The sequence below is a fragment of the Xenorhabdus bharatensis genome (genome assembly GCF_037996705.1).
Lineage (GTDB): Bacteria > Pseudomonadota > Gammaproteobacteria > Enterobacterales > Enterobacteriaceae > Xenorhabdus > Xenorhabdus bharatensis.
In genome coordinates, this window is sequence record NZ_JBBMXG010000011.1 from 155,948 (window position 1) to 180,500 (window position 24,553).

Genomic DNA, 24,553 nt, shown 5'->3' on the forward strand with positions numbered 1-24,553 from the left:
TTTGTTAATCATTGCTGGGTAGTTCCACAAAGGAATATAAAATTATGTGCGTGAACGCCTCGCTAGTGCGACTCCAGCACCAATCAACAGACCTACTGCTCCCCACAAAATCATCATAAATACACGGCGAGGGCTGTCTCGATTAACAGGTTCTTCTGGCGTTCTAAGATAACGGTAGGTCTGAAAAGTGTTCTGCAAAGTGGGGCCGACACTGAGTGTCGACAGCATCGCTATATTTTGATCATAATCGATACTGTAATTAGGGCCTGTGGCCTCCAATATTTCAAGCTGAGCCTGTAATAATGGGACTCCCAGCATAAACATTTTGGATTCAGGTAATTCACCGATGGGAATATTTGTCTGGTTACGCTGAATACCCTGTTTTTCAGCAATTTTTAATGATTGCTGCAATACGTTCAATTCACGGTTATACATCGCCTTAGCGACGAGTTCCTGCCGTTTGACCAGCGCTTTCATTGACTGAGTCCGTGTTGCCCATGCGCCTTTTATTTCGTCATTCAGATGAGTAGTCGCACGTTGGTTGGCAAAAGCAATGTACTCCCGCAACAGCCGGTTAGCATCTACGGCTGTTTCTGCCGTCAGTTTGATACTTTCATTCTGGGCATTTTTTTCACCACGACGTGTCACCTGAATATTGTTGATTAATTCTTCCAGTAACACCGCATCAGCTTTGTGCTTACCATCATGATGACGCTGCTTGTAATAATTAGAATGCAGCCAGAATTCACGACGAGTATCATAGGCTTCAGCCTGTATCATGAATTCTTTGTAGGCCCCATCGGGGATTGTCGGCAGTTGAGCTTCCGGCGAAGCATTAATATGCGTATCCAGATTACGCAAAAATTGCTGTTGTGAATAATAACTTCCCAGATTATTCGTTGTTGGTAAATCCACAATAGCGGTTGCGCTCCATTTTTGCTGCATCAGATACGATGCAGCCAGAGCAACAGCAGCGAAAATTATTGCCAGTGCGATAATCCATATCTTTCCACGCCACAGAGCACAACATAGCGCACGAATATCCAGTTCATGCTCTGTAACCGTTTGATCCTGAATAGATTTCGTTTCTGAGTTTTTCACTGCGCAAAACCTCTTTGATAAGCCGATGTTTTTTAGTGATGGCTTGCAACCCGACGCATCCGGCGTTTCCACCGTTTAATAAAACGCGCCACCCGCCATGCTCTTTTGATGCAATAACCATACAACATAAATGCAAGCAAAAATAATGCCAACATTACCCATTGAGGAACAAAATCCAGCCGTTCGCCGATAATACCAATCGCGGCTAATAACGCTGCCGCCATCGTGATTAAGACAAAGGCCTGACGGGACGTGAAACCAGCACGCATGATTAAGTGGTGAATATGCTGGCGATCCGGTGAGAATGGGCTCATTCCCTTACGCAGTCGGCGATACATAATCGCAACCATATCCATCAATGGAATGGCAATAATCCATAAAGCCGTCACAGGATTGATAGAACGATTTCCACCCTGCGTCGCTTCAGTCAGCAACCAGATAATGGTAAAACCAATTAATGTACTCCCGGCATCCCCCATAAAGACTTTAAAGCGTTTACCCAATAGCCCGAGATTAAGAAAGATATAAGGCAGTATCCCGGCAATAAAGGCAAAGCACCAGAATGCTAATGCTGTATTTCCGCTTTCATACAGCAGGATACCCAGAGCGCCGAAAGAGACGCAGGACAAGCCGCCTAACAGACCATCAATACCATCCACCATATTGAAAGCATTAATGGCTGCCCAGACCGCAAACAGAGTGACGACATAACTGAATGGCCCCAGCGTCATTTCCCACGGGCCAAAAGTATTACCCAAGCTTTCAAGTCTCAGGTCAGCGAAATACATCATACTGATACCGACTAAGGCCTGAATTGTTGCACGAATTTTTACACTGATATCAAACCGATCATCCAATGCACCAATAAAAACCAGTATTCCGGCACAAAACATATACAGCCACTTATGTGGTATAAACTCTTTTGTTATAACAAAAGCAAAACAAACACTAACAAATACAGATATCCCCCCCACCAAAGGAATTAAACCATGGTGACGTTTACGGTAATTCGGCTTATCAACAAGACCAACTTTTTTTGCTACCTTCCTTGCCATGAACAAAAAAACTAATGAAAATATAAAGATGCAAAAAACTTCGGCACTCATGCTGGGTATATTCACAATAACAACTCTCTGTAAAAATAATAATGATGGCCATCTATTATTCATTAACTTATGGATTTAATAGCCAGCCCATAAGTTCCCTGTTCAAGAAGACATCCTGCTATGTATAAATGAAAATCAAAAAAATAATGCAGATTACAAGTAATGATTAATAGTTATTTATAGAACTTTTATAAAATTTCCGTTCAAGAAACACTCATTCAATCAAGCGAAAAACATGCAAAACATGTACCATTTCAACGGGTAATTTAACACACCTATAAAAAACGCCACAGAAGAGTGGCGTTTTTTTGAAGAAATGATCGCTTAATTACTTTTTGTTTACGGACTATCAATTGTTATTTGCAGACTACGAACGTTTCATAAAGTCGAAAAATTCTTCGTTTGTTTTTGTCATAGCCAGTTTATTGATAAGGAATTCCATTGCATCAATTTCACCCATAGGATGAATAATTTTACGCAATATCCACATCTTCTGTAGCTCATCCTGAGTAGTGAGCAACTCTTCTTTACGCGTACCAGAACGGTTGTAATCAATCGCAGGGAAAACACGTTTTTCTGCAATTTTACGGGACAGGTGCAATTCCATATTACCTGTACCTTTAAATTCTTCGTAAATGACCTCATCCATTTTAGAACCGGTATCAACCAGCGCTGTAGCGATGATGGTCAGGCTACCGCCTTCTTCAACATTACGTGCTGCACCAAAGAAACGTTTTGGACGATGCAGAGCATTGGCATCCACACCACCAGTCAACACTTTACCAGAAGCCGGAACAACAGTGTTATATGCACGAGCAAGGCGGGTTATGGAATCCAACAGGATGATAACGTCTTTTTTATGTTCAACCAGACGTTTGGCTTTTTCAATGACCATTTCAGCCACTTGGACGTGGCGGGAAGCAGGCTCATCAAAAGTAGAAGCGATAACTTCACCTTTTACCAAACGCTGCATTTCGGTCACTTCTTCCGGACGCTCATCGATCAGCAATACCATCAATACGCAGTCTGGATAGTTATGTGCAATGTTCGCCGCAATGTTTTGCAGCAACATAGTTTTACCGGCTTTTGGTGGTGCAACAATCAGACCACGCTGGCCACGACCGATAGGTGCGGCCAAATCCAGAACTCGGGCTGTCAGGTCTTCTGTAGAACCATTACCACGCTCCATACGCAAACGGTTATTAGCGTGAAGCGGAGTGAGGTTTTCAAACAGGATCTTGCTGCGGGCGTTTTCTGGCTTATCAAAGTTAACTTCATTGACTTTTAACAGGGCAAAATAACGTTCACCTTCTTTTGGTGGGCGGATTTTACCTGAAATGGTGTCACCGGTACGGAGGTTAAAGCGGCGGATTTGACTAGGAGAAACGTAGATATCATCGGGGCCTGCAAGGTAGGAGCTGTCTGCGGAGCGGAGGAAACCGAATCCATCCTGCAATATCTCCAGCACACCATCTCCGAAAATATCCTCTCCGCTCTTCGCATGCTGTTTGAGGATAGAGAAAATAATGTCTTGCTTGCGCATACGAGCCAGATTTTCCAGCCCCATATTTTCGCCGAGAGTAATTAACTCTGATACCGGCGTATTTTTTAATTCGGTAAGATTCATAATGGTGGGTTCTTTAACTCGGGGTATATCTCGAACTATGAACGTGAATGGTATGGCAGCGTTATCGGTGCCTGTTTATTTGTACCCAAAACAAATACAACCTTTTAACATATAAATTTATATTACAAGGTAATAGTCTGAAGTACTCTAATTGATTTCAAAATAAGGCTAACAAACTGTGAATGCACGGCTGAGATGGTAATAACAAAATGTGATTAAGCTCAGAACTAAAAACTATCTCAGTGAAAAGCTATCTCAGCGCAAGTACCGTTTCAACAAATACTGTTTTAGCAAATATTATCTCAGCAAAAGAGGTTCAGCAAAAGAAGGCTTCAACATAGACGCTGGAACGAAAACATCATTGGGATGTTAGCATAAAGACGTCTTCAGCATCAGGCTATATACTGAATGTCTCACTATATATGCTTTTAGATACTATATGCTTTTAGATACTGTACTAAATACGATATGCCATCAGATATTTCAAGGTGTCAGAGATAACAGATTTATCAGACACTACAGATTGTTTAGTATGTAACATGTCCGTTGTCAATTATTCATGTAGATGATGAAAATTTTTCTATGCATGTTCCATATAAGCACGTGGTCGCTAACTTACCATGCTTCGTAGCGGACGTCTAGCTGTCAGTAAGATAAATCACCTTATCCGCTAAACGTCCTTAATTACTGTGAGCAAACTCTAAGTTAGAGGTATGGCTCTAAAAACTCTTTCAGTTGAGTTTTTGACAAAGCTCCCACTTTTACTGCGACTTTCTCACCGTCTTTAAACAGAATCAGTGTTGGGATGCCACGGATACCAAATTCTGGTGCGACGTCCTTGTGATCATCAACATTCAGCTTAGCGACAGTCAGCTTACCTGCATATTCTTCCGCGATTTCATCCAGAATAGGGGCGACCATTTTGCAAGGGCCACACCATTCTGCCCAAAAATCAACCAGAACAATACCTTCTGATTGCAGTTTATCTCCATCAAAGTCACTGTCTGCCAGATGAATAACGCCAGCACTCACAATCTTTTCACTCATTAATTGGACTCCAAAGTAAAATCTTTTAGGTTATCAGTCTACATTAACCAACATAAGGTGTCTTTATTTCAGCGGATACACTTTCTTAAAGCAATAGTTAGCTGATATTCTACCACACTATGAGCAAAACACATTTGACAGAAAAGAAGTTTTCCGACTTCGCATTGCACCCCAAGGTCATTGAAGCCCTTGATAAAAAGGGTTTTTCCAACTGTACGCCAATACAGGCGCTAACATTGCCTTTTACTGTCGAAGGCCAGGATGTTGCGGGGCAAGCACAAACAGGAACGGGTAAGACGCTGGCATTTCTGACGTCTACTTTTCATTATTTATTAAGCCATCCCGCTGCAGCGGATCATAAAACCAATCAGCCACGCGCTCTGATTATGGCTCCGACCCGCGAACTGGCTGTCCAGATTTATTCTGATGCAGAAGAACTGGCGGAAGCCACCGGGCTAAAAATGGGGCTTGCTTATGGCGGAGATGGCTATGATAAACAGCTAAAAGTACTGGAAGCCGGTGTTGATATCATCATTGGCACGACAGGCCGCCTGATTGATTATGCTAAGCAGGGATATATTAATCTCAGTGCTATTCAGGTTGTTGTACTGGATGAAGCAGACCGGATGTATGACCTTGGTTTTATCAAGGATATCCGTTGGCTATTCCGTCGTATTCCTTCTGCTACTCAGCGTATGACGCTGCTGTTTTCCGCTACACTCTCTTATCGGGTACGTGAGTTAGCTTTTGAGCAGATGAACAATCCTGAATATGTGGAAGTAGAGCCATTACAGAAAACAGGGCACCGTATTCAGGAAGAACTGTTTTATCCTTCCAATGAAGAGAAAATGAGTCTGTTACAGACCCTGCTGGAAGAAGAGTGGCCCGACCGCTGCATTATTTTTGCCAATACCAAACATCGTTGTGAAGATATCTGGGCGCATCTGGCTGCCGATGGCCATCGCGTCGGCCTGCTGACCGGTGATGTCGCACAGAAAAAACGCCTGCGTATACTGGAAGAGTTCAGTCTGGGGAATGTGGATATTCTGGTTGCTACCGATGTTGCTGCACGCGGGCTGCACATTCCATCAGTCACACACGTATTTAACTATGATTTACCGGATGACTGTGAAGACTACGTCCATCGCATTGGTCGAACCGGTCGAGCAGGCGAAAGTGGTCACTCAATCAGTCTGGCCTGTGAAGAGTATGCGCTGAATCTGCCAGCGATTGAAGAATATATCCAGCATCAGATCCCTGTAAGTAAATATAACAGTGATGCATTGCTGAAAGATTTACCAGTGCCCAAACGCCGTAACCGTTCGCGTTCAGGGGGACATCCGCGCCGTACCAATATGCCGCGCCGTGGAAACACTGTTCGTAATCGTAAACGCAATTCGTAAGGTTCAGGCTGATTAACGTAATTTTGGAATAACAAAATGCTGAGTTCCTCTTCGCTCTATGCCGCTATCGATTTAGGCTCAAACAGCTTTCATATGCTGGTTGTCCGCAGAGTATCCGATAGTATTCAGGTGGTTGCCCGAATCAAGCGTAAGGTCAGGCTTGCCGCTGGATTAGATAAAAATAACCACTTATCACAACAGGCAATGGAACGAGGATGGCAATGCCTTCGCCTTTTTGCGGAATATTTGCAGGATATTCCTGCTCCACAGATCCGCGTTGTCGCGACAGCTACACTGCGACTTGCGGCAAATTCCGGTGAATTTGTCGGGAAAGCCTCTGAAATCTTAGGTTCCCCGGTCAACGTTATCAAAGGGGAAGAAGAAGCCCGGCTGATTTATCAGGGCGTAGCTCACACCACAGGCGGTCCGGAGGAGCGTCTGGTGGTGGATATTGGCGGGGGCAGTACAGAGCTGGTTACAGGTACGGGCACCAAAGCCACACAGTTATTCAGCCTTGAAATGGGTTGTGTTACTTGGCTCGAACGTTATTTCAATGATCGCCGCCTGACAGAAGAAAATTTTGCTGAAGCAGAAGCAGCAGCTCACCAGACCCTTGCGCCGATCACCACGACGCTGCTGAAACAAGGCTGGCAGATTTGTGTCGGGGCATCCGGCACCGTTCAGGCGCTTCAGGAGATTATGATTGCTCAGGGCATGGATGAACTTATCACCCTGCCCAAACTGCAACAACTCAAATCTAAAGCGATTGAATGCGGGAAGCTGGAAGAGCTGGAAATAAATGGCCTGACGCTGGAGCGGGCACTGGTTTTTCCAAGTGGCCTCGCAATCCTGATTGCTATTTTTCAGGCATTGGGCATTGAGAGCATGATTCTGGCAGGAGGCGCCTTGCGGGAAGGTCTGGTTTACGGAATGCTGGAATTACCTGTCGAGCAGGATGTCCGAGCCAGAACCTTACAGAATATTCAACAGCGTTTTCAGATTGATACAGAACAGGCACTACGTGTCAGGCAACTGGCAGAACATTTCTTTCAACAAGTCGCTAAAACATGGGGATTGGATGAGCGATGCCGGGAACTGTTGGTCAGCGCCTGTTTACTGCATGAAATCGGCCTGTGCGTCGATTTTCGTCAGGGGCCGGCTCATTCTGCTTATCTGATTAGTCATTTAGATCTACCCGGTTACACCCCTGCTCAAAAACGCCTGCTAGCGACATTATTACAAAATCAGAGCGGAGCTATCGATTTAGCATCACTGAATCAGCAAAATGCCTTACCGGCACAGCTGGCACTACGATTGTGCCGTTTACTGCGCCTTGCCATTATTTTCGCCAGCCGGCGGCAGGATGACGCTTTATCCGCTCTGCGTTTAAACGCTGAAAATGAAACGCTGACCATTACTCTTCCATATCAGTGGCAAGCCCTGCATCCTCTCAGGACTGAAACCCTGCATCAGGAAAGTACATGGCAACATTATGTTCATTGGCCACTTTTTATTGAAGAACAGAACAACGTCCATTTAGGATAAATTCAGCGTCTTACAAGACAACAAAAAATGAATCACTCACTCCAGATGCATGACTGAACATGCAACTGGGGCGAGGGTTTACGGCAGATTTTCCTGATGCGATCAATCCCCGCCCGTTTTCTGCCCAAGGCCAAAACGGGATTTGATATCGGCAAGACGTGATTGCCCCCGTTTCATGCGTTCTTCTGCACTGACGACTTTCTTGCCTTGCGGCCAGTCCAGATCATCCTGAGGCAGCTCTAACAAAAACCGACTCGGTTCTGGGCGTATTAGCTCCCCGTACTGACGGCGTTCTTTACTCAGAGTGAGGAAGAGTTCACGCTGCGCGCGGGTAATACCGACATACGCCAAACGTCGTTCTTCCTCGATATTATCTTCATCAATGCTGCTCTGATGTGGCAATAATCCTTCTTCCATACCCACCATAAAAACATAAGGGAATTCTAGCCCTTTCGAAGCATGTAACGTCATGAGCTGTACCTGATCCGACTCCTCACTTTCCTCTCCGCGCTCCAGCATGTCACGTAGAGTAAAGCGGGCGACGACCTGAGAAAGTGTCATCGGTTCATTCAGATCATCCCCTTCAAACATCTCACTCATCCACGTGAAAAGCTGGTTAACATTCTTCATCTTCATTTCAGCCGCTTTAGGGCTGGGGGATGTTTCATACAACCAACTTTCGTAATCCATACCATGCAATAAATCCCTTACGGCTAACAATGGCTCACGTTCTGCCTGATGTGAAATTTCATTCATCCAGTGGGTAAAGCGCTGTAAGGCTGCCAATCCACGGCCAGAGAGATTTTGCTCCAGACCAAGATCGAAACTGGCATGGTACAGACTTTTGTTACGCTGTTTAGCCCATTCGCCTAGCTTCTGAACCGTCACCGCACCTATCTCCCGACGCGGGGTATTTACAACCCGCAGAAAAGCGCTGTCATCATCAGGATTAGTCAGTACGCGCAGATAAGAAAGTAAGTCCTTAATTTCTGGTCGGGAAAAAAATGACGTTCCGCCAGAAATACGATACGGAATACGGCTTTGCATCAGCATCTTTTCAAAAATACGGGATTGATGATTACCGCGATACAGAATTGCGTAATCCTTATAATCAGTTTTATTGATAAAATGATGTGCGATCAACTCACCTACTACCCGTTCAGCTTCATGATCTTCATTATTGGCTTCGATCACACGCAGAGGATCGCCATAACCTAATTCAGAAAACAGTTTTTTCTCGAATACATGGGGATTATTTGCAATCAGGATATTTGCCGATTTCAATATTCTTCCTGATGAGCGGTAATTCTGCTCCAGCTTGATCACATTAAGCTGTGGAAAATCTTCTTTTAACAGGATCAGGTTTTGTGGACGAGCACCACGCCAAGAATAAATTGACTGATCGTCATCACCAACCACAGTAAAACGTGCCCGATTACCAACCAACAATTTTACCAGTTGATACTGGCTGGTATTGGTATCCTGATATTCATCCACCAGCAGATAACGAATTCTATTCTGCCAACGTTCCCTGACTTCTTCATCCCGCATTAGCAGCAACGTTGGTTTAGTGATCAGATCATCAAAGTCGAGCACATTACAACTGTTCAAGTGTAAATCATAACGCCGATAACACTCAGCAAAGTGATGTTCCTGTTCTGAACGAGCCTGCCTTATTACCTGCTCAGGTGGCATCAGATCATTTTTCCAGCCAGAAATACTTGAGATCAATTTTTGTAATAGATCTTTGTCTTCCTCCAGTAAATCCGCCGTCAGATCTTTCAGCAAAGCCATTTGATCCTGATCATCAAACAGAGAGAAATTACTCTTCATGCCCAACGCTTTGTATTCACGCTTGATGATTTCCAATCCCAACGTGTGGAACGTGGAGATCATCAGGCCTCTGGTTTCCTTACGTCCTAATGTCTGTGCCACACGTTCTTTCATTTCGCGTGCCGCTTTGTTAGTAAAGGTCACAGCCGCAATATGGCGGGCTTGATAACCGCAGGCGCGTATCAGATGGGCTATTTTATTGGTGATAACTCTGGTCTTACCGGAGCCTGCACCTGCCAGAACCAGACAAGGTCCTGTCACAAATTCAACCGCTTGTTGTTGGCTGGGATTTAATCGCATACTGTTTTGAAAGTTATATCAGGATGAAAAAAGTAAGGAACGAAATTGTAGCAGAAAGCCGTGTAATAAGGCGTTTTTCTTCACCAGTCAGGCCACTACGATGCTTTATTCTTTAGTGAATTATTATTCAACCATCAAAAATAATTATTTTACAGATCTTAAAATCCCTAATCCGTAATAGATTTACTACTTTTCTATATGTAATAAATAACAATGTCATAAATTGTATCGAATTCACCTTGCTGTAATCACAATAAAAAATTCATCTCATAAAACCTGTCATAGAGGATGCAATATGTTACGCAAAACCGGTTTTTTCTTTGATGAAAGCTGCTTCTGGCACAATTCCGGCATACAGCATGTTGTCATGCTTCCAGTTGGGGTATGGGTACAGCCTCCTTCTGGATCGGGGCATGCTGAATCACCAGAAACTAAACGTAGAATGAAAAATTTAATGGATGTTTCTGGATTAAGCCGCTCATTGCAGCTATCAGGTGCTGCTCCTCTTGATGAAGCAACCTTAAATCTCATCCACCCAACAGAGTATTTACAGCGTTTTAAGACTATGAGCGATAATGGAACCGGTTTGCTTGGGCACGAAGCACCTGTAGGGGCAGGCAGCTATGAAATTGCTAAACTGTCTGCCGGGCTGACCTGTGCTGCTGTAGAGGCCGTATTGCAGGGTGAACTCGATAATGCCTATAGCCTTTCCCGCCCTCCCGGACATCATTGCCTGCCAGAACAAGCAATGGGTTTTTGTTATTTCGCCAATATTCCCCTCGCCATTGAACGAGCCAAAAAGCTGTTTGGGCTTGGGCGGGTTGCAGTCGTTGACTGGGATGTTCACCACGGTAACGGAACACAACATATCTTTTGGGAACGTGATGACGTTTTAACTATTTCGCTGCATCAGGATGGTTGCTATCCCGAAGGTTATAGTGGCGAAGACGATATCGGTGCGGGTAAAGGGGAAGGTTTTAATATCAATATTCCATTGATGGCCGGAGCCGGGCACAACAGCTACATGTATGCCATGGATCACATCGTTCTTCCCGCATTACATCGTTATCAACCCGAATTGATTATTATCGCCAGTGGCTATGATGCCAATGCGATTGACCCGCTGGCTCGCATGCAATTACACAGTGACAGCTTCCGGGAAATGACACGCAAAATACAGCAGGCAGCAGATGAATTATGTGATGGTAAGCTGGTTGTTATCCATGAAGGTGGTTACTCAGAACTCTATGTGCCTTTCTGTGGTTTGGCTGTACTGGAGGAATTAAGCGGCGTTCGCACGGAAGTTCAAGATCCTTTACTGGAGATGTTTAAAAGGCAGCAGCCAAGAGAACATTTTGACACATTCCAGCGTCAGGAAATTGATGCACTGAAACAGAGATTTCATTTGTAACCCGGCGGGGAAAAATAGTGTGCCCGATACATCATATCGGGCATAGCATCATCAAAATTATCCGCCAACAGCAATGCGTTTCATATCAGTCATATAACCACGCAAAGTCCGGCCTATAGTTTCAATCGGGTGATTACGAATAGCCTCGTTAACATCACGCAACTGAGCGTTATCGATACCATTATCGGCAACAGTTTTACCTAAATCCCCTGCCTGTAAAGATGACATAAATTCTTTCTGCAACAGAGGGACTGCAACATAAGAGAACAGGTAGTTACCGTATTCAGCCGTATCTGATATGACGACGTTCATTTCGTAGAGACGTTTACGAGCAATGGTATTCGCAATCAATGGCAGTTCATGCAGTGATTCATAATAAGCAGACTCTTCGATGATGCCTGAATCCACCATCGTTTCAAATGCCAGCTCAACCCCGGCTTTAACCATAGCAATCATTAATACGCCATGATCAAAGTATTCCTGCTCGTCGATATGACCGCTGTAATCGGGGTAGTTTTCAAATGGTGTCTGACCGGTTTCAGCTCTCCAGTTCAGCAAATCCTTATCATCATTCGCCCAATCAGCCATCATGCCTGAAGAGAATTGACCGGAAATAATATCATCCATATGTTTCTGGAATAATGGCGTCAGAATAGCTTTCAACTGTTCCGAAAGTGCATAAGCCCTCAGTTTTGCCGGATTGGAAAGCCTATCCATCATCAGCGTAATGCCACCCTGTTTCAGGGCTTCAGTGATAGTTTCCCAGCCAAACTGGATAAGTTTACCGGCATAGCCCGGCTCAGCACCATCAGCCACCAGCTTGTCATAACACAGCAGAGAACCTGCCTGTAACATGCCACACAGGATGGTCTGCTCTCCCATCAAGTCAGATTTTACTTCGGCGACAAATGAGGATTCCAGAACGCCTGCCCGATGGCCTCCGGTTGCTGCTGCCCATGCTTTCGCGATTGCCATACCTTCGCCTTTTGCATCGTTTTCCGGGTGTACAGCAAGCAGAGTCGGAACACCAAAACCACGTTTATATTCTTCCCGCACTTCCGTTCCCGGGCACTTCGGAGCAACCATCACAACAGTAATATCTTTGCGAACCTGTTCCCCCACTTCGACAATATTAAAACCGTGGGAATACCCCAGAGCAGCGCCTTCTTTCATCAAGGGCTGAACAGCCTGAACAACGGCAGAGTGTTGTTTATCCGGCGTCAGGTTAATAACCAAATCAGCCTGTGGGATCAACTCTTCATAGGTACCGACTCTGAAACCATTTTCTGTTGCCTTACGCCATGAAGCTCGTTTTTCTGCAATAGCTTCTTTACGCAGGGCATAGGCAATATCCAGACCGGAATCACGCATATTCAGCCCCTGATTCAGGCCCTGAGCACCACACCCGACAATCACCACTTTCTTGCCTTTTAAATACCCTGCCTCGTCAGCAAATTCTTCTCTTGCCATAAAACGGCATTTGCCCAGCTGCGCCAACTGCTGGCGTAAATTCAATGTATCAAAATAGTTAGCCATGGTGACTCCGATATAATTAGGTGTGATGTTGTTTGCATTCAGCCAATATATGCCATGAAAGACATTGCTTAAATTGATATATTGACAAGACTATATTGCAGTTTATGCAACATATCTTTTTTGAGACAATTTACAGAAAAAACTTTCAGCAGAGGACACAGAAACGATGGATCTACGTGATTTAAAACTGTTTTTACATCTTGCAGAAAGTTGTCATTTTGGCCGCACAGCTAAAGCAATGCATGTCAGCCCTTCTACGCTTTCGCGCCAGATTCAGCGCCTTGAAGATCAATTGGCTCATCCCCTGTTTCTACGGGATAACCGGACAGTAAAACTCACCACTGCGGGCGAACAGCTAAAACAATTTGCCCAACATACATTATTACAATATCAGCAACTGCTTCATTCTCTGAATCACCAAAGCCCGTCATTAACGGGAGAATTACGCCTTTTCTGTTCAGTAACAGCCGCTTATAGCCACCTCCCTCAGGTACTGGATAAATTTCGGGCGGAACATCCTTTGGTGGAGATTAAACTGACAACAGGTGATGCTGCCGATGCCGTTGATAAAATCCAATCTGAAGAAGCGGATTTAGGTATCGCCGGTAAACCTGAAAAACTGCCTGATAACGTCAGTTTTACCAAGATTGGCGAAATTCCACTCGTTCTGATCGCCCCGGCTTTACCTTGTGCAGTCAGATCGTTAGCCATACAGGAACAGCCTGACTGGAATAAGATCCCGTTTATCCTGCCGGAACACGGCCCTTCCCGTAAGCGCATTGAGCTTTGGTTCCGCCGCCATAACATTAATCATCCGCAAATTTATGCAACAGTTTCAGGCCATGAAGCCATTGTATCGATGGTGGCTTTAGGTTGCGGCATCGCTCTCATTCCTGCGGTTGTCGTTGAAAACAGCCCGGAACCGGTACGCAGCCGTATATCGCTGCTGGAAAACATTTCACTGGTTGAACCCTTTGAATTGGGTGTATGTGCTCTGGGTAAGCGACTGAATGAACCGTTGATACAAGCATTTTGGCGACTGCTATCGTCTGATAGCCACTCATCAAGCATTGGATGATGATAAGGACAGAATAAATTTAATCACTAAAATAATAGCGCCTATTATGGCGCTATCTCTATTTCCTACAAGTCTGAGTTTTCCTATCTCAATAGCAAATTAAATGAAGGATTATTCGTCTCATCATGATATTCGTAGCCTAACTCCTCCAAATGTCGATCAAAACGAAGTTCTTCCTCTGAAAGCTCAAAGGCAGCCAATACTCGCCCATAATCCATACCATGACTACGATAATGAAACAGCGTAATATTCCAGTGTGCCCCTAATGTCTGTAAAAATTTCAGCAAAGCACCCGGTGATTCAGGAAAGGCAAAGCTGAATAAGCGCTCCTGCAACGGTTTGGATGGCCTGCCGCCAATCATATAGCGGACATGGAGTTTCGCCATTTCATCATCGGTCAAATCAACGACCTGATAACCTGATGTTTTTAGCTCTTCAATAATTTCAATCCGTTCCGTATTTCCACTACTCAGCCTGATACCGACAAAAACACAGGCTTTATTTGGCTCAGCAGAATCCGAATAACGATAACTGAATTCTGTCACAAAACGACTTCCCAATATCTGACAAAACGTCAGGAAACTGCCTTTTTGTTCAGGAATAGTGACTGCCAGCAAAGCCTCACGCTGCTCGCCCAGCTCACAACGCTCTGAAACATAACGCAAACCGTGGAAGTTCACATTTGCACCAGAAAGAATATGTGCAAGCCTTTCTCCCTGAATCTGATGCTGCTGGACGTATTTCTTCAACCCTGCCAATGCCAAAGCGCCGGAGGGTTCAGCAATGGCCCGCACGTCCTCAAAAATATCTTTCATGGCAGCACAAATAGCGTCGCTATCAACTGTAATGACATCATCGACATATTTCTGACAAAGGCGGAATGTTTCATTCCCAATACGCTTGACGGCAACACCTTCCGCAAATAAACCCACTCTCGGTAAATCGACCGGGCGCCCGGCTTCCAGTGCGGCTTTCAAGCAGGCAGAATCCTCAGCTTCCACCCCAATAATTTTCATTTCTGGTACAAGCTGTTTAATCAGAACAGCAACACCGGCAATTAACCCGCCGCCGCCAACCGGAACAAAAATACGATCAAGGTGAACATCCTGCTGTAACAATTCCATTGCCAACGTTGCCTGACCCGCAATGACAGCCGGATGATCAAAAGGAGGCACAAAGGTATAACTGTGTTCCTTTGCCATTTCGATCGCTTTGGCTTTTGCTTCATCGAAATTCGCACCATGCAACAAGACTTCTCCGCCCAGACTGCGCACAGCATCAACTTTAATATCGGCTGTCGCTACCGGCATCACAATCGTCGCTCTGATACCCACTTTACTGGCCGATAATGCAACGCCCTGTGCGTGATTGCCTGCTGATGCCGTAATAACGCCCCTGACTTTTTGTTCTTCCGTCAGGCTGGCAATCATCGCGTAGGCACCACGTAGTTTGAAACTGTGTACCAACTGACGATCTTCCCGTTTAACCAAAATGGTGTTATTTAAACGAGCAGAGATTTTTTTCATTTCCTGTAATGGCGTCACCTGAGCAACGTCATAAACCGGCGCACTTAGCGCTGCTTTGAGATATTCCGCCCCTTTGGGTTCAGTATTAAGAGGATAAACAACCACAATTACCCTCCCAATTTAGTTTTATCACGCACAGCCCCTTTATCAGCGCTGGTCGCTAGTGAAGCATAAGCACGCAGGGCAAAAGAAACCTGACGTTCCCTGAACGTGGGTGTCCATGCTTTATCGCCACGGGATAATTCTTTCTGTACCCGCTCTTCAAGCACCTTTTCACCGACATCCAACAGAATCTTACGGTTTGGAATATCAATATTGATGATATCGCCATCATGTACCAGACCAATTAAACCGCCATTAGCAGCTTCAGGAGAGACATGGCCGATTGACAATCCCGATGTCCCTCCAGAGAAACGTCCATCCGTAATCAAAGCACAACTTTTGCCTAATCCCATTGATTTCAGGTAAGTCGTCGGATAAAGCATCTCCTGCATACCGGGACCTCCTTTCGGGCCTTCATAGCGAATGACAACCACATCACCTGCTATTACCTTTCCTCCCAGAATCGCATCTACGGCATCTTCCTGGCTTTCATAAACTTTAGCCGGGCCACGGAAAGTCAGAATACTTTCATCCACTCCTGCGGTTTTCACTATGCAGCCATCCACAGCAATATTACCGGACAAAACTGCCAGTCCCCCATCCTGACTATAGGCATGGGAAAGTTCACGAATACAGCCTTCTTTTCGGTCTGTATCCAAAGACGGCCAACGGCAGTTCTGAGAAAATGCCTGAGTAGTACGAATACCTGCCGGCCCTGCTGCATACATGCTTTTGACAGCTTCATCAGTGGTTTGTATAACGTCATACTGGGCCAGTGTTTGTGGCAAATCTAACCCGAGAATATTCTTCACATGGCGATGCAAAAGCCCTGCCCGATCCAGTTCACCGAGAATACCAACCACGCCACCAGCACGATGCACATCTTCCATATGATATTTTTGGGTACTGGGTGCCACCTTACACAAATGGGGAACCTGACGAGACAGGCGATCAATATCTGCCATGGTGAAATCAACTTCACCCTCCTGTGCTGCGGCCAATAAATGCAACACCGTGTTTGTCGACCCCCCCATTGCAATATCCAGCGTCATAGCATTTTCAAACGCAGCTTTAGTCGCAATATTACGTGGCAAGGCACTGTCATCATTTTGTTCATAGTAGCGCTTAGTCAGTTCAACAATGCGCTTACCCGCGTTGAGGAACAGCGTCTTACGATCAGCATGTGTAGCGAGTAATGAACCATTGCCCGGTTGAGAAAGCCCCAGAGCTTCTGTCAGGCAGTTCATTGAATTCGCGGTAAACATACCGGAGCAGGAGCCACAAGTCGGGCAGGCAGAGCGTTCAATCTGATCACTCTGCTCATCACTGATATTCGGGTTAGCTCCCTGAATCATGGCATCGACCAGATCCAATTTGATGATTTGATCCGATAACCGTGTTTTTCCGGCTTCCATCGGGCCGCCAGAAACGAAAATAACCGGAATGTTCAAACGCAGAGATGCCATCAGCATACCGGGAGTGATCTTATCGCAGTTCGAAATACACACCATTGCATCCGCACAATGTGCATTCACCATATATTCCACAGAATCCGCAATCAGCTCACGGGATGGTAATGAATACAGCATTCCGCCGTGTCCCATCGCAATACCATCATCAACGGCAATGGTGTTAAATTCCTTTGCAACACCTCCTGAAGCCTCAATCTGTTCTGCCACCAGCTTGCCCAAATCCCGCAAATGAACATGCCCGGGTACGAATTGAGTGAATGAATTCACCACTGCAATGATCGGTTTTCCAAAATCCTCATCAGTCATTCCCGTCGCACGCCATAAAGCACGCGCCCCAGCCATATTACGGCCGTGGGTTGTTGTAGCAGAACGATATTTAGGCATTATTTTTCACTCCCGTGTCTGTCTAATATTGATAGCATCTAATCAGTATCTGAAAACAGGCGGGGAACGAGCCGCCTGTTAGTTTTTTGTTTTTTTATTAAGGATTCACAGGGTCTAACCAGCCCCATTTATCTTCTGTCGCGCCATCAAATAAGCCAAAAAATGCATTTTGAATTTTCTTAGTCACCGGCCCGCAGCGGCCAATCCCGACCTGAATACCATCTACACTACGAACCGGAGTGATTTCTGCGGCTGTACCCGTCATGAAAACTTCATCAGCCAGATAAAGCGATTCGCGGGAAAGCGTCTGTTCACGCACTTCCAGACCAAGGTCCTGCGCCAATCTGATGATAGCGTCCCGAGTGATCCCCGGTAGAGCAGAAGAAGAAAATGGCGGCGTGAACAAGACACCATTTTTTACTTCGAATAAATTTTCACCTGCACCTTCTGAAATATAACCATGAACATCCAGAGCAATACCTTCCTGATAACCATGACGCCGAGCCTCACTCCCCACCAGCAAAGAAGACAAATAATTTCCGCCCGCTTTTGCCGCTGTCGGGATAGTGTTGGCGGCTATACGATTCCACGAAGAAACCATTGCATCAATCCCCTGCTCCAGTGCTTCCTCACCGAGATACGCTCCCCACGGGAAAGCCGCAATGATGACATCCGTTTGATAACCTTCGGGAGGATTGACTCCCATTCCCACATCACCAATAAAAACCAATGGACGAATGTAAGCGCTGACTAATTTATTTTTACGGAGTGTTGCACGACAAGCTTCCATTAACTCATCAACACTCTGGCTCACTGGCATACGGTAAATTTTGGCTGAATCACGTAAACGCTGCATATGTTCTCGGTGACGGAAAACAACAGGCCCTTTATGGGAGTTATAACAACGAATACCTTCAAAGACTGATGTTCCATAATGCAAGGCATGGGACATAACGTGTACTTTTGCATCAGCCCAAGGAACCATTTCGCCATTGAACCAAATATAATCAGCTTGCTTTGTCATTCTTTTGTTTCCTTTCCATCGCGCACTATGCGCTTATCAATTGTGATTTATTATGTTGTATCTCAACACCGGCAACATCAACCAGCTTTACCAACTGAGCAAAAAGTAAATTTACAGGGCGCTGGCTGGCAACAGTGAGTTCAATACATACACTATCACTATCCATTGTATGATCCATATTCAATGCGCATATCTGAAACCCCCTGTGACGGGTAACTCTCAGAATTCTTTCAAGAATTTCAGGGCAGAATCGTGCCTGAATAGCAAGTTGATGTTGCATCATAATAACTTCTCCAACATATTTGCATTGCTTGCACCGGGTGGAACCAATGGCCAAACATTTTCAAATTCATCAATGGATACGTGTAGCAAATAAGGACCTTCACTACTGAACAAGGCGTCCAATGCAGCATCTATCTGTGACTTTTCAGTAATATGCTGACCAGGAATATCAAACGCTTTTGCTAAAGCAATAAAATCAGGATTATCAGACAGAATTGTTTCGCTATAACGGCGGTCAAAAAATAACTCCTGCCACTGTTTGACCATTCCCAAACGCTGGTTATCCAATAAAACCATCTTGATCGGTAGTTTCTTGCGTTTAATCGTCCCCAGCTCCTGAACGTTCATCATGAAAGAACCATCACCAGATATACAAATAACCATATCGTCCGGGCGAACCATCTGCGCTCCAATTGCAGCTGGAATACCAAAACCCATCGTTCCCAATCCACTGGAAGTAATAAAATTTTCCGGCCTGTCAAACGTCATATGCTGCGCTGTCCACATTTGGTGCTGCCCAACATCTGTGGTGATAACAGTATTAAGTGGTTTGCGATCAGATATCAGTTTCAGTAGAGATGGGGCATAAATTTTTTCGCCCTGATAGTCATAACGCCATGCGTGTATTTCTTTTAACTGTTTAACTTCTTGTTGCCATGCTTCGATCGATAAAGGCTGCTGTAGATAAGGTAATAATGTTTTTAAATTACCTTTTAATGAAATATGTGCCTGACGTAATTTATTTAATTCAGCCGGATCAATATCTATATGGATGACTTTGGCATGGGGGGCAAAAGTATCTAATTTTCCTGTCACCCGGTCGTCAAAACGCGCCCCAACGGCAATGAGTAAATCGCAGGACTGAACAGCTAAGTTAGCCGCCTTTGTTCCGTGCATTCCTAACATGCCCAAATAGCATTCATGTTGGGCATCTGCAGCCCCTAATCCTTTAAGAGTAGAAACAACCGGTATTCCCGTTTCTTCTACCAAACGACGTAATTCAGGTACTGCGCCAGCTATCCCAACCCCTCCTCCTACATATAAAACAGGTTGTTGAGAATAAGCCATCATATTGCGGGCTTGTGTTAGTGCGCTCTCAGGAAGGGGAGATGGGGTAACAGCAGGGATCAAATAAGGTGTAAAATCCCCCTGTTTTAACTGGATATCTTTTGGCAAATCAATCAACACAGGCCCCGGGCGGCCTTCCATAGCGATGGAAAAAGCTTCCGCCATAATTTGAGGTAATTTTTCCAGCGACTCCACCAGAAAACTGTGTTTGGTACAGGCAAGAGAAAGCCCCAGCATATCGATTTCCTGAAAAGCATCAGTACCGATAACTTCAGAACTTACCTGACCGGTAATGGCAACCACAGGTACAGAATCCAATAGTGCATCAGCCAGCCCTGTGATTAAGTTTGTTGCTCCGGGTCCCGATGTGGCAATACACACCCCCGGTTTATCGCTTGCCCTTGCATAACCAATGGCTGCCATAACCGCCCCTTGTTCGTGGCGGCATAGCAAATGTTCAATACCACCATCATACAAAGCATCATACACTGGCATAATGGCTCCGCCGGGGTAACCGAAAACTTTTTCCACTCCCTGTGTCCGTAGTGCCTGTACAACCCATTGCGCCCCATTCATAGCCATCCTCCTATCGGTATTTACTCTGTCAGTGGCTTCTTGTGATGTTGTTTTATATTTGTTTATTTATTCGTACTAAAAAAAAACCCCGCTCTATTTTTTAGGGCGGGGGTCTTTGTGAAATCTGGCTGTATTTTATGTCTACGCCTTCCTTCGTCCAAGTGCGCCCCCGCACGGTAGAATAATCACTACCACGCTAATAATTAGGCTAATCACGAGAACATATTTATTCATAAAAGTTCGTTCATACTCTTATAGGCTCGACATATATTTTAGAATTATCACTTTCTATTATTGTTGACAATGATTATTTTTGTTTTTTTACAAAAAATTAATATTATTCATTATTTTCAGCAAGATAAAACCAAAGCAGATAAATCCACTAAATTTTATCTAGTGCATGATAAGAAAAAATCATTACCTCGCGTTTCAGTAAAATAATTAATTAAGTAAATTATCAAAATGCAACTTAATGACCTGAAAATCGTATGTAGGCGATTATAAAAACAGGATTTATCACAAAAACACTTACCATAAAAATTCAGGAAAATAATCCCTTTAACTAAATAAAAGTAATGATAAATATAATAAAAACCCAGAATAAAACCAATTCCACTCATTCACAACAAAATGTAAATTAATAATAGAATCAATAAATAACAAAAAATAGCCAGAATTAAAAAATGTCAGTTTGGTAATAACAATAATTATATTTTCGAAAGGCTTCGCAAAATAACACAAAGTGACTTTTTATTATTTTTCAACAAGTCATGATGAATTTTTTGGGCTAAGGAAAGCATTATGACCCTTGCGATTATCTACACCCGGGCCACTATTGGTGTCGATTCCCCGCTTGTCACAATAGAAGCGCATATCAGTAACGGCCTACCCGGTTTAACTCTCGTTGGTTTGCCCGAAACTACGGTCAAAGAGGCCAGAGATCGGGTCAGAAGTGCCTTGATCAATAGTGGATTTACCTACCCGGCAAAAAGGATCACTGTTAATCTGGCTCCAGCAGATCTGCCCAAAGAAGGGGGAAGATATGATTTACCTATCGCCATTGCAATTCTGGCAGCTTCAGAGCAAATCCCGCCAAATGAATTACATCATTATGAATTTTTAGGAGAGCTTGCGCTTTCTGGAGAGATACGCAGGGTTATGGGGGCAATTCCCGCTGCACTTAGTGCCAGAAACTCTGGTAGGCAGTTGATTTTATCTGCAGAAAATAAAGCTGAACTGGCTATTTTATCTCAAAATGAAACGTTATTAGCCAACCAATTACTGCAAGTCTGCCACTTCCTGCGAGGTGAAAAAAACATCTTATCTTCCCCTGATCCAATCACTCTACAAACCGAGCCACTTGTTCTGGATCTACAGGACATTATTGGACAGGAACAAGCGAAACGGGCTCTGGAGATAACAGCCGCAGGAGGTCATAATCTTTTGTTACTTGGGCCTCCGGGTACAGGTAAAACTATGCTGGCCAGCCGGCTATGTGATCTACTGCCACCTCTAACGCATCAGGAAGCGTTACACGTTGCTGCAATCAATAGTCTGTCTGGTCAGTCAATTAACCCTCAAAAATGGCATATACGCCCATTTAGAGCGCCTCACCATAGCTCATCAATGGCAGCCCTTGTTGGAGGAGGCTCAATACCTAAACCCGGCGAAATTTCCCTTGCGCATAATGGTGTTTTATTTCTGGATGAATTACCAGAATTTAACCGTACTGTCCTTGATGCATTACGTGAGCCATTAGAATCTGGTGAGATTGTGATATCACGAGCCAAAGCAAAAGTTTGTTTTCCTGCCCGGGTTCAATTGATCGCAGCCATGAACCCAAGCCCGACAGGATATCATCAGGGATTACATAATCGCAGCAGTCCACAGCAGGTATTACGCTACCTTGCCAAACTATCAGGTCCATTTTTAGACCGCTTTGACCTTTCTATAGACGTTCCTCTTCTTCCCCCAGGGATCCTCAGCAAGTCATCAGTAAAAAATGGGGAAAGTAGCCACGACGTTAAAAAAAGAGTCGAGAATGCCAGAAACATACAAATAGAGCGTAATGGGTATGTAAACGCTCATCTTACCCGTAAGCAAACAGAAAAGGTTTGCAAACTAAAAATGGAAGACGCCATCTTTCTGGAAAATACTTTACTAAAACTGGGGCTATCTGTACGTGCATGGCACCGAATCTTAAAGGTTTCACGTACTATTGCAGACTTAAAAGAGCAAAAGAAAATAGAAAAACCAGATATTATGGAGGCACTCAGCTATCGGAGCATGGATAGGTTGCTTATTCAGCTACAAAATCAGGTTGGATAATGTGGAAAAGGGGCATATTTGCCCCTCTTGATGGATCCTTCATCCCAATGATGATATTAATCATCACTATCAGTGAAATCCTCAGCAGGATCTAACTGTGGTTTTCCGCCAGAAAGAGTATGGAAACGTTTTGGACGTCTTATTTTCTCCAAATACTTGAACCATACTTTTTCCGCTATTGTTATAGGTGCGCGTTCACCGCGGCAAACTGATACAAACAGTTTTTCTTCTTCTGTTTGTGGTTCACGTTTACCAAGATCCAATTCATTGAACGCATGACCATGACGTTCTAGCAATTGGGCCTCTTTGATGGTGAAATCACCGTGACGGGAAAATCCGCGTGGATAATGTTTATTATCAAAAAAACGATTAGTCGTGATGAAGCTTTCAGCCATCTGACACACTCCTAACTCTACTGTCATACTAATTATGGCGCGGAGTATTAGGGAGGCTTGACATTCTGTAAAACAAAATATTTAAATCTTAACGACAAAAACTATTGGAGATGCATGTGGACACCGAATTACTGAAAACCTTTTTGGAAGTCAGTAAGACTCGTCACTTTGGTCGGGCAGCTGAATCACTCTATCTAACACAATCCGCCGTTAGCTTTCGGATCCGACAACTGGAGAATCAACTTGGTGCTAATTTATTCACACGACATCGCAATAATATTCGCCTGACTGCGGCGGGTGAGCGTCTGGTTCCCTATGCAGAATCGTTAATGAATACCTGGCAATTAGCGAAAAAAGAGATCAACTATGTCTCACAACATACGGAACTCTCTATCGGCGCTACCGCATCTCTATGGGAAGCTTATCTAACTCCTTGGCTGAATATGTTTTATCGTGATAATCAGGGAATAAGAATCGAATCACGCGTCTCTACACGGCAGTCTCTGGTTAAACAGCTACACTCTCGTGAGTTAGATCTTTTAATCACAACAGAGCCACCAAAAATGGATGAATTCCAGAGCCAGCTGATCGGGAGCATTCAGCTTGTGTTATTAACTACTCGGAATAATCTTGAACAAGGTTTAAAAAACTACATAAAACTGGAATGGGGAGCTGATTTTCACCAACAAGAGCAACTGATCCTGAAAAGTGATCACCCTCCTATCATAACAACTACCTCAGCGCATATCGCCAGAGAGTTATTGGAAAGTGTCAATGCCGCGACATTTCTACCTGTTCACTGGCTTGAAGAATATTCACAACTTGTTGTAGCACCAGATAACGAACAAATTAAACGACCACTATATGCCGTGTGGTTACAAAATAGCGACCAACATACATTTATCCAACAATTATTAAAAATACCTGTTGAAAAAGCGCCAGTGACAAATTGATGGCATTCAGTCTAGAGACTGATATCGTATAAAACTTTTAGCGGAAAGGTTATGGAGGGATTATTAGTGAAAAAAAACAAAAAGAAAAAACCCAGCTAAAATTAGCTGGGCTATTAATCTGAAAACTACAAAATTATTACTTAGTTATTAATTGGCAGGGGCGGAGAGACTCGAACTCCCAACACCCGGTTTTGGAGACCGGTGCTCTACCAATTGAACTACGCCCCTAAATACGGTGGCGGTGCGGACGGGACTCGAACCCGCGACCCCCGGCGTGACAGGCCGGTATTCTAACCAACTGAACTACCGCACCACCGAATGCTGTTTCATGCTGCCTTTTGGGCCGGCAACACGGATAAATTGATGTCTGGCAGTTCCCTACTCTCACATGGGGAGACCCCACACTACCATCGGCGCTACGGCGTTTCACTGCTGAGTTCGGCATGGGGTCAGGTG

19 protein-coding genes, 2 tRNA genes and 1 rRNA gene are annotated in these 24,553 nt (G+C 44.5%); 6 read left to right on the forward strand and 16 right to left on the reverse strand.

Going from position 1 to position 24,553, the window contains the following annotated elements; genetic code table 11:
* Window positions 1-42 precede the first annotated feature (42 nt).
* The 4 genes from wzzE to trxA all read right to left on the reverse strand — a co-directional run bounded on the left by wzzE (window position 43) and on the right by trxA (window position 4,866).
* Window positions 43-1,101 (reverse strand): ECA polysaccharide chain length modulation protein, encoded by a 1,059-nt coding sequence (wzzE, locus tag AAC855_RS12480; RefSeq protein WP_340609978.1) that lies wholly within the window; start codon window positions 1,099-1,101, stop codon window positions 43-45.
* A gap of 32 nt (window positions 1,102-1,133) precedes the next feature.
* Window positions 1,134-2,222: a UDP-N-acetylglucosamine--undecaprenyl-phosphate N-acetylglucosaminephosphotransferase gene (gene wecA, locus AAC855_RS12485; RefSeq protein WP_340609980.1), complete on the reverse strand. Its 1,089-nt coding sequence runs from the start codon at window positions 2,220-2,222 to the stop codon at window positions 1,134-1,136.
* A 352-nt stretch (window positions 2,223-2,574) separates the two neighbouring features.
* Window positions 2,575-3,834 (reverse strand): transcription termination factor Rho, encoded by a 1,260-nt coding sequence (gene rho, locus AAC855_RS12490; protein WP_010845326.1) that lies wholly within the window; start codon window positions 3,832-3,834, stop codon window positions 2,575-2,577.
* 705 nt (window positions 3,835-4,539) lie between these two features.
* Window positions 4,540-4,866 (reverse strand): thioredoxin TrxA, encoded by a 327-nt coding sequence (trxA, locus tag AAC855_RS12495; RefSeq protein ID WP_422824382.1) that lies wholly within the window; start codon window positions 4,864-4,866, stop codon window positions 4,540-4,542.
* 134 nt (window positions 4,867-5,000) lie between these two features.
* Here trxA and rhlB point away from each other — a divergent pair, with 134 nt between their 5' ends.
* Both rhlB and gppA read left to right on the forward strand, forming a co-directional pair.
* The gene (rhlB, locus tag AAC855_RS12500; RefSeq protein WP_340609984.1) at window positions 5,001-6,284 is read left to right on the forward strand and encodes an ATP-dependent RNA helicase RhlB; all 1,284 of its coding nucleotides are present in this window, start codon (window positions 5,001-5,003) and stop codon (window positions 6,282-6,284) included.
* A gap of 36 nt (window positions 6,285-6,320) precedes the next feature.
* Entirely contained in the window at window positions 6,321-7,829 is a 1,509-nt protein-coding gene (gene gppA, locus AAC855_RS12505) for a guanosine-5'-triphosphate,3'-diphosphate diphosphatase (RefSeq protein ID WP_340609986.1), read from the forward strand.
* A 102-nt stretch (window positions 7,830-7,931) separates the two neighbouring features.
* Here the strand turns inward: gppA and rep are convergent, their stop codons facing one another.
* Window positions 7,932-9,962 (reverse strand): DNA helicase Rep, encoded by a 2,031-nt coding sequence (rep, locus tag AAC855_RS12510; RefSeq protein WP_340609988.1) that lies wholly within the window; start codon window positions 9,960-9,962, stop codon window positions 7,932-7,934.
* Between the two features lie 295 nt (window positions 9,963-10,257).
* Between rep and AAC855_RS12515 the strand changes: the two genes are divergently transcribed.
* On the forward strand, window positions 10,258-11,373 hold the full coding sequence (locus AAC855_RS12515; RefSeq protein ID WP_340609990.1) for a class II histone deacetylase: 1,116 nt from the start codon (window positions 10,258-10,260) through the stop codon (window positions 11,371-11,373).
* 57 nt (window positions 11,374-11,430) lie between these two features.
* On the opposite strand, the gene ilvC is transcribed toward AAC855_RS12515, so the two are convergent.
* Window positions 11,431-12,909, reverse strand: a complete 1,479-nt coding sequence (gene ilvC, locus AAC855_RS12520) for a ketol-acid reductoisomerase (RefSeq protein ID WP_340609991.1) — start codon at window positions 12,907-12,909, stop codon at window positions 11,431-11,433.
* 166 nt (window positions 12,910-13,075) lie between these two features.
* Here ilvC and ilvY point away from each other — a divergent pair, with 166 nt between their 5' ends.
* Window positions 13,076-13,987, forward strand: coding sequence for an HTH-type transcriptional activator IlvY (ilvY, locus tag AAC855_RS12525; protein WP_340609993.1), 912 nt, complete (start codon window positions 13,076-13,078; stop codon window positions 13,985-13,987).
* Window positions 13,988-14,070: 83 nt separating this feature from the next.
* Here the strand turns inward: ilvY and ilvA are convergent, their stop codons facing one another.
* From ilvA to AAC855_RS12555, 6 genes are all read right to left on the reverse strand, one after another.
* Window positions 14,071-15,618, reverse strand: coding sequence for a threonine ammonia-lyase, biosynthetic (gene ilvA / locus AAC855_RS12530; protein ID WP_340609995.1), 1,548 nt, complete (start codon window positions 15,616-15,618; stop codon window positions 14,071-14,073).
* Window positions 15,619-15,620: 2 nt separating this feature from the next.
* Entirely contained in the window at window positions 15,621-17,471 is a 1,851-nt protein-coding gene (ilvD, locus tag AAC855_RS12535; protein WP_340609997.1) for a dihydroxy-acid dehydratase, read from the reverse strand.
* A 97-nt stretch (window positions 17,472-17,568) separates the two neighbouring features.
* On the reverse strand, window positions 17,569-18,495 hold the full coding sequence (locus AAC855_RS12540) for a branched-chain amino acid transaminase (RefSeq protein ID WP_340609998.1): 927 nt from the start codon (window positions 18,493-18,495) through the stop codon (window positions 17,569-17,571).
* A 25-nt stretch (window positions 18,496-18,520) separates the two neighbouring features.
* Entirely contained in the window at window positions 18,521-18,778 is a 258-nt protein-coding gene (gene ilvM / locus AAC855_RS12545) for an acetolactate synthase 2 small subunit (RefSeq protein ID WP_340610000.1), read from the reverse strand.
* Complete coding sequence (ilvG, locus tag AAC855_RS12550; protein ID WP_340610002.1) at window positions 18,775-20,421, reverse strand: acetolactate synthase 2 catalytic subunit; 1,647 nt, start codon at window positions 20,419-20,421, stop codon at window positions 18,775-18,777. The genes ilvM and ilvG overlap by 4 nt, the downstream gene beginning before the upstream one ends.
* A 141-nt stretch (window positions 20,422-20,562) precedes the next feature.
* Entirely contained in the window at window positions 20,563-20,655 is a 93-nt protein-coding gene (locus AAC855_RS12555; RefSeq protein ID WP_340610004.1) for an IlvGEDA operon leader peptide, read from the reverse strand.
* Window positions 20,656-21,222: 567 nt separating this feature from the next.
* Here AAC855_RS12555 and AAC855_RS12560 point away from each other — a divergent pair.
* Window positions 21,223-22,749, forward strand: coding sequence for a YifB family Mg chelatase-like AAA ATPase (locus AAC855_RS12560; RefSeq protein ID WP_340610006.1), 1,527 nt, complete (start codon window positions 21,223-21,225; stop codon window positions 22,747-22,749).
* Window positions 22,750-22,805: 56 nt separating this feature from the next.
* Here AAC855_RS12560 and AAC855_RS12565 read toward each other — a convergent pair whose 3' ends face one another.
* Window positions 22,806-23,144 carry a MaoP family protein gene (locus AAC855_RS12565; protein WP_340610007.1) on the reverse strand — a complete coding sequence of 113 codons (339 nt, stop codon included), beginning with the start codon at window positions 23,142-23,144 and terminating at the stop codon, window positions 22,806-22,808.
* A 116-nt stretch (window positions 23,145-23,260) separates the two neighbouring features.
* Here AAC855_RS12565 and hdfR point away from each other — a divergent pair, with 116 nt between their 5' ends.
* A complete protein-coding gene (hdfR, locus tag AAC855_RS12570) occupies window positions 23,261-24,097 on the forward strand; it encodes an HTH-type transcriptional regulator HdfR (protein WP_340610009.1) in 837 nt (278 codons plus the stop codon).
* A 152-nt stretch (window positions 24,098-24,249) separates the two neighbouring features.
* On the opposite strand, the gene AAC855_RS12575 is transcribed toward hdfR, so the two are convergent.
* The 3 genes from AAC855_RS12575 to rrf form a co-directional block, all read right to left on the reverse strand.
* Window positions 24,250-24,325 (reverse strand) — tRNA-Trp (locus tag AAC855_RS12575).
* Between the two features lie 8 nt (window positions 24,326-24,333).
* Window positions 24,334-24,410, reverse strand: a tRNA-Asp gene (locus AAC855_RS12580).
* Window positions 24,411-24,462: 52 nt separating this feature from the next.
* A 5S ribosomal RNA gene (gene rrf / locus AAC855_RS12585) occupies window positions 24,463-24,553 on the reverse strand; the annotation flags it as partial.

Excerpts from the sequence above, each read along its gene's own strand:
- rho (WP_010845326.1), bottom strand. The coding sequence starts at position 3,834 with ATGAATCTTACCGAATTAAAAAATACGCCGGTATCAGAGTTAATTACT.
- rhlB (WP_340609984.1), top strand. The coding sequence starts at position 5,001 with ATGAGCAAAACACATTTGACAGAAAAGAAGTTTTCCGACTTCGCATTG.
- gppA (WP_340609986.1), top strand. The coding sequence starts at position 6,321 with ATGCTGAGTTCCTCTTCGCTCTATGCCGCTATCGATTTAGGCTCAAAC.
- rep (WP_340609988.1), bottom strand. The coding sequence starts at position 9,962 with ATGCGATTAAATCCCAGCCAACAACAAGCGGTTGAATTTGTGACAGGA.
- AAC855_RS12515 (WP_340609990.1), top strand. The coding sequence starts at position 10,258 with ATGTTACGCAAAACCGGTTTTTTCTTTGATGAAAGCTGCTTCTGGCAC.
- ilvC (WP_340609991.1), bottom strand. The coding sequence starts at position 12,909 with ATGGCTAACTATTTTGATACATTGAATTTACGCCAGCAGTTGGCGCAG.
- ilvY (WP_340609993.1), top strand. The coding sequence starts at position 13,076 with ATGGATCTACGTGATTTAAAACTGTTTTTACATCTTGCAGAAAGTTGT.
- ilvD (WP_340609997.1), bottom strand. The coding sequence starts at position 17,471 with ATGCCTAAATATCGTTCTGCTACAACAACCCACGGCCGTAATATGGCT.
- AAC855_RS12540 (WP_340609998.1), bottom strand. The coding sequence starts at position 18,495 with ATGACAAAGCAAGCTGATTATATTTGGTTCAATGGCGAAATGGTTCCT.
- ilvM (WP_340610000.1), bottom strand. The coding sequence starts at position 18,778 with ATGATGCAACATCAACTTGCTATTCAGGCACGATTCTGCCCTGAAATT.
- ilvG (WP_340610002.1), bottom strand. The coding sequence starts at position 20,421 with ATGAATGGGGCGCAATGGGTTGTACAGGCACTACGGACACAGGGAGTG.
- AAC855_RS12555 (WP_340610004.1), bottom strand. The coding sequence starts at position 20,655 with ATGAATAAATATGTTCTCGTGATTAGCCTAATTATTAGCGTGGTAGTG.
- AAC855_RS12560 (WP_340610006.1), top strand. The coding sequence starts at position 21,223 with ATGACCCTTGCGATTATCTACACCCGGGCCACTATTGGTGTCGATTCC.
- AAC855_RS12565 (WP_340610007.1), bottom strand. The coding sequence starts at position 23,144 with ATGGCTGAAAGCTTCATCACGACTAATCGTTTTTTTGATAATAAACAT.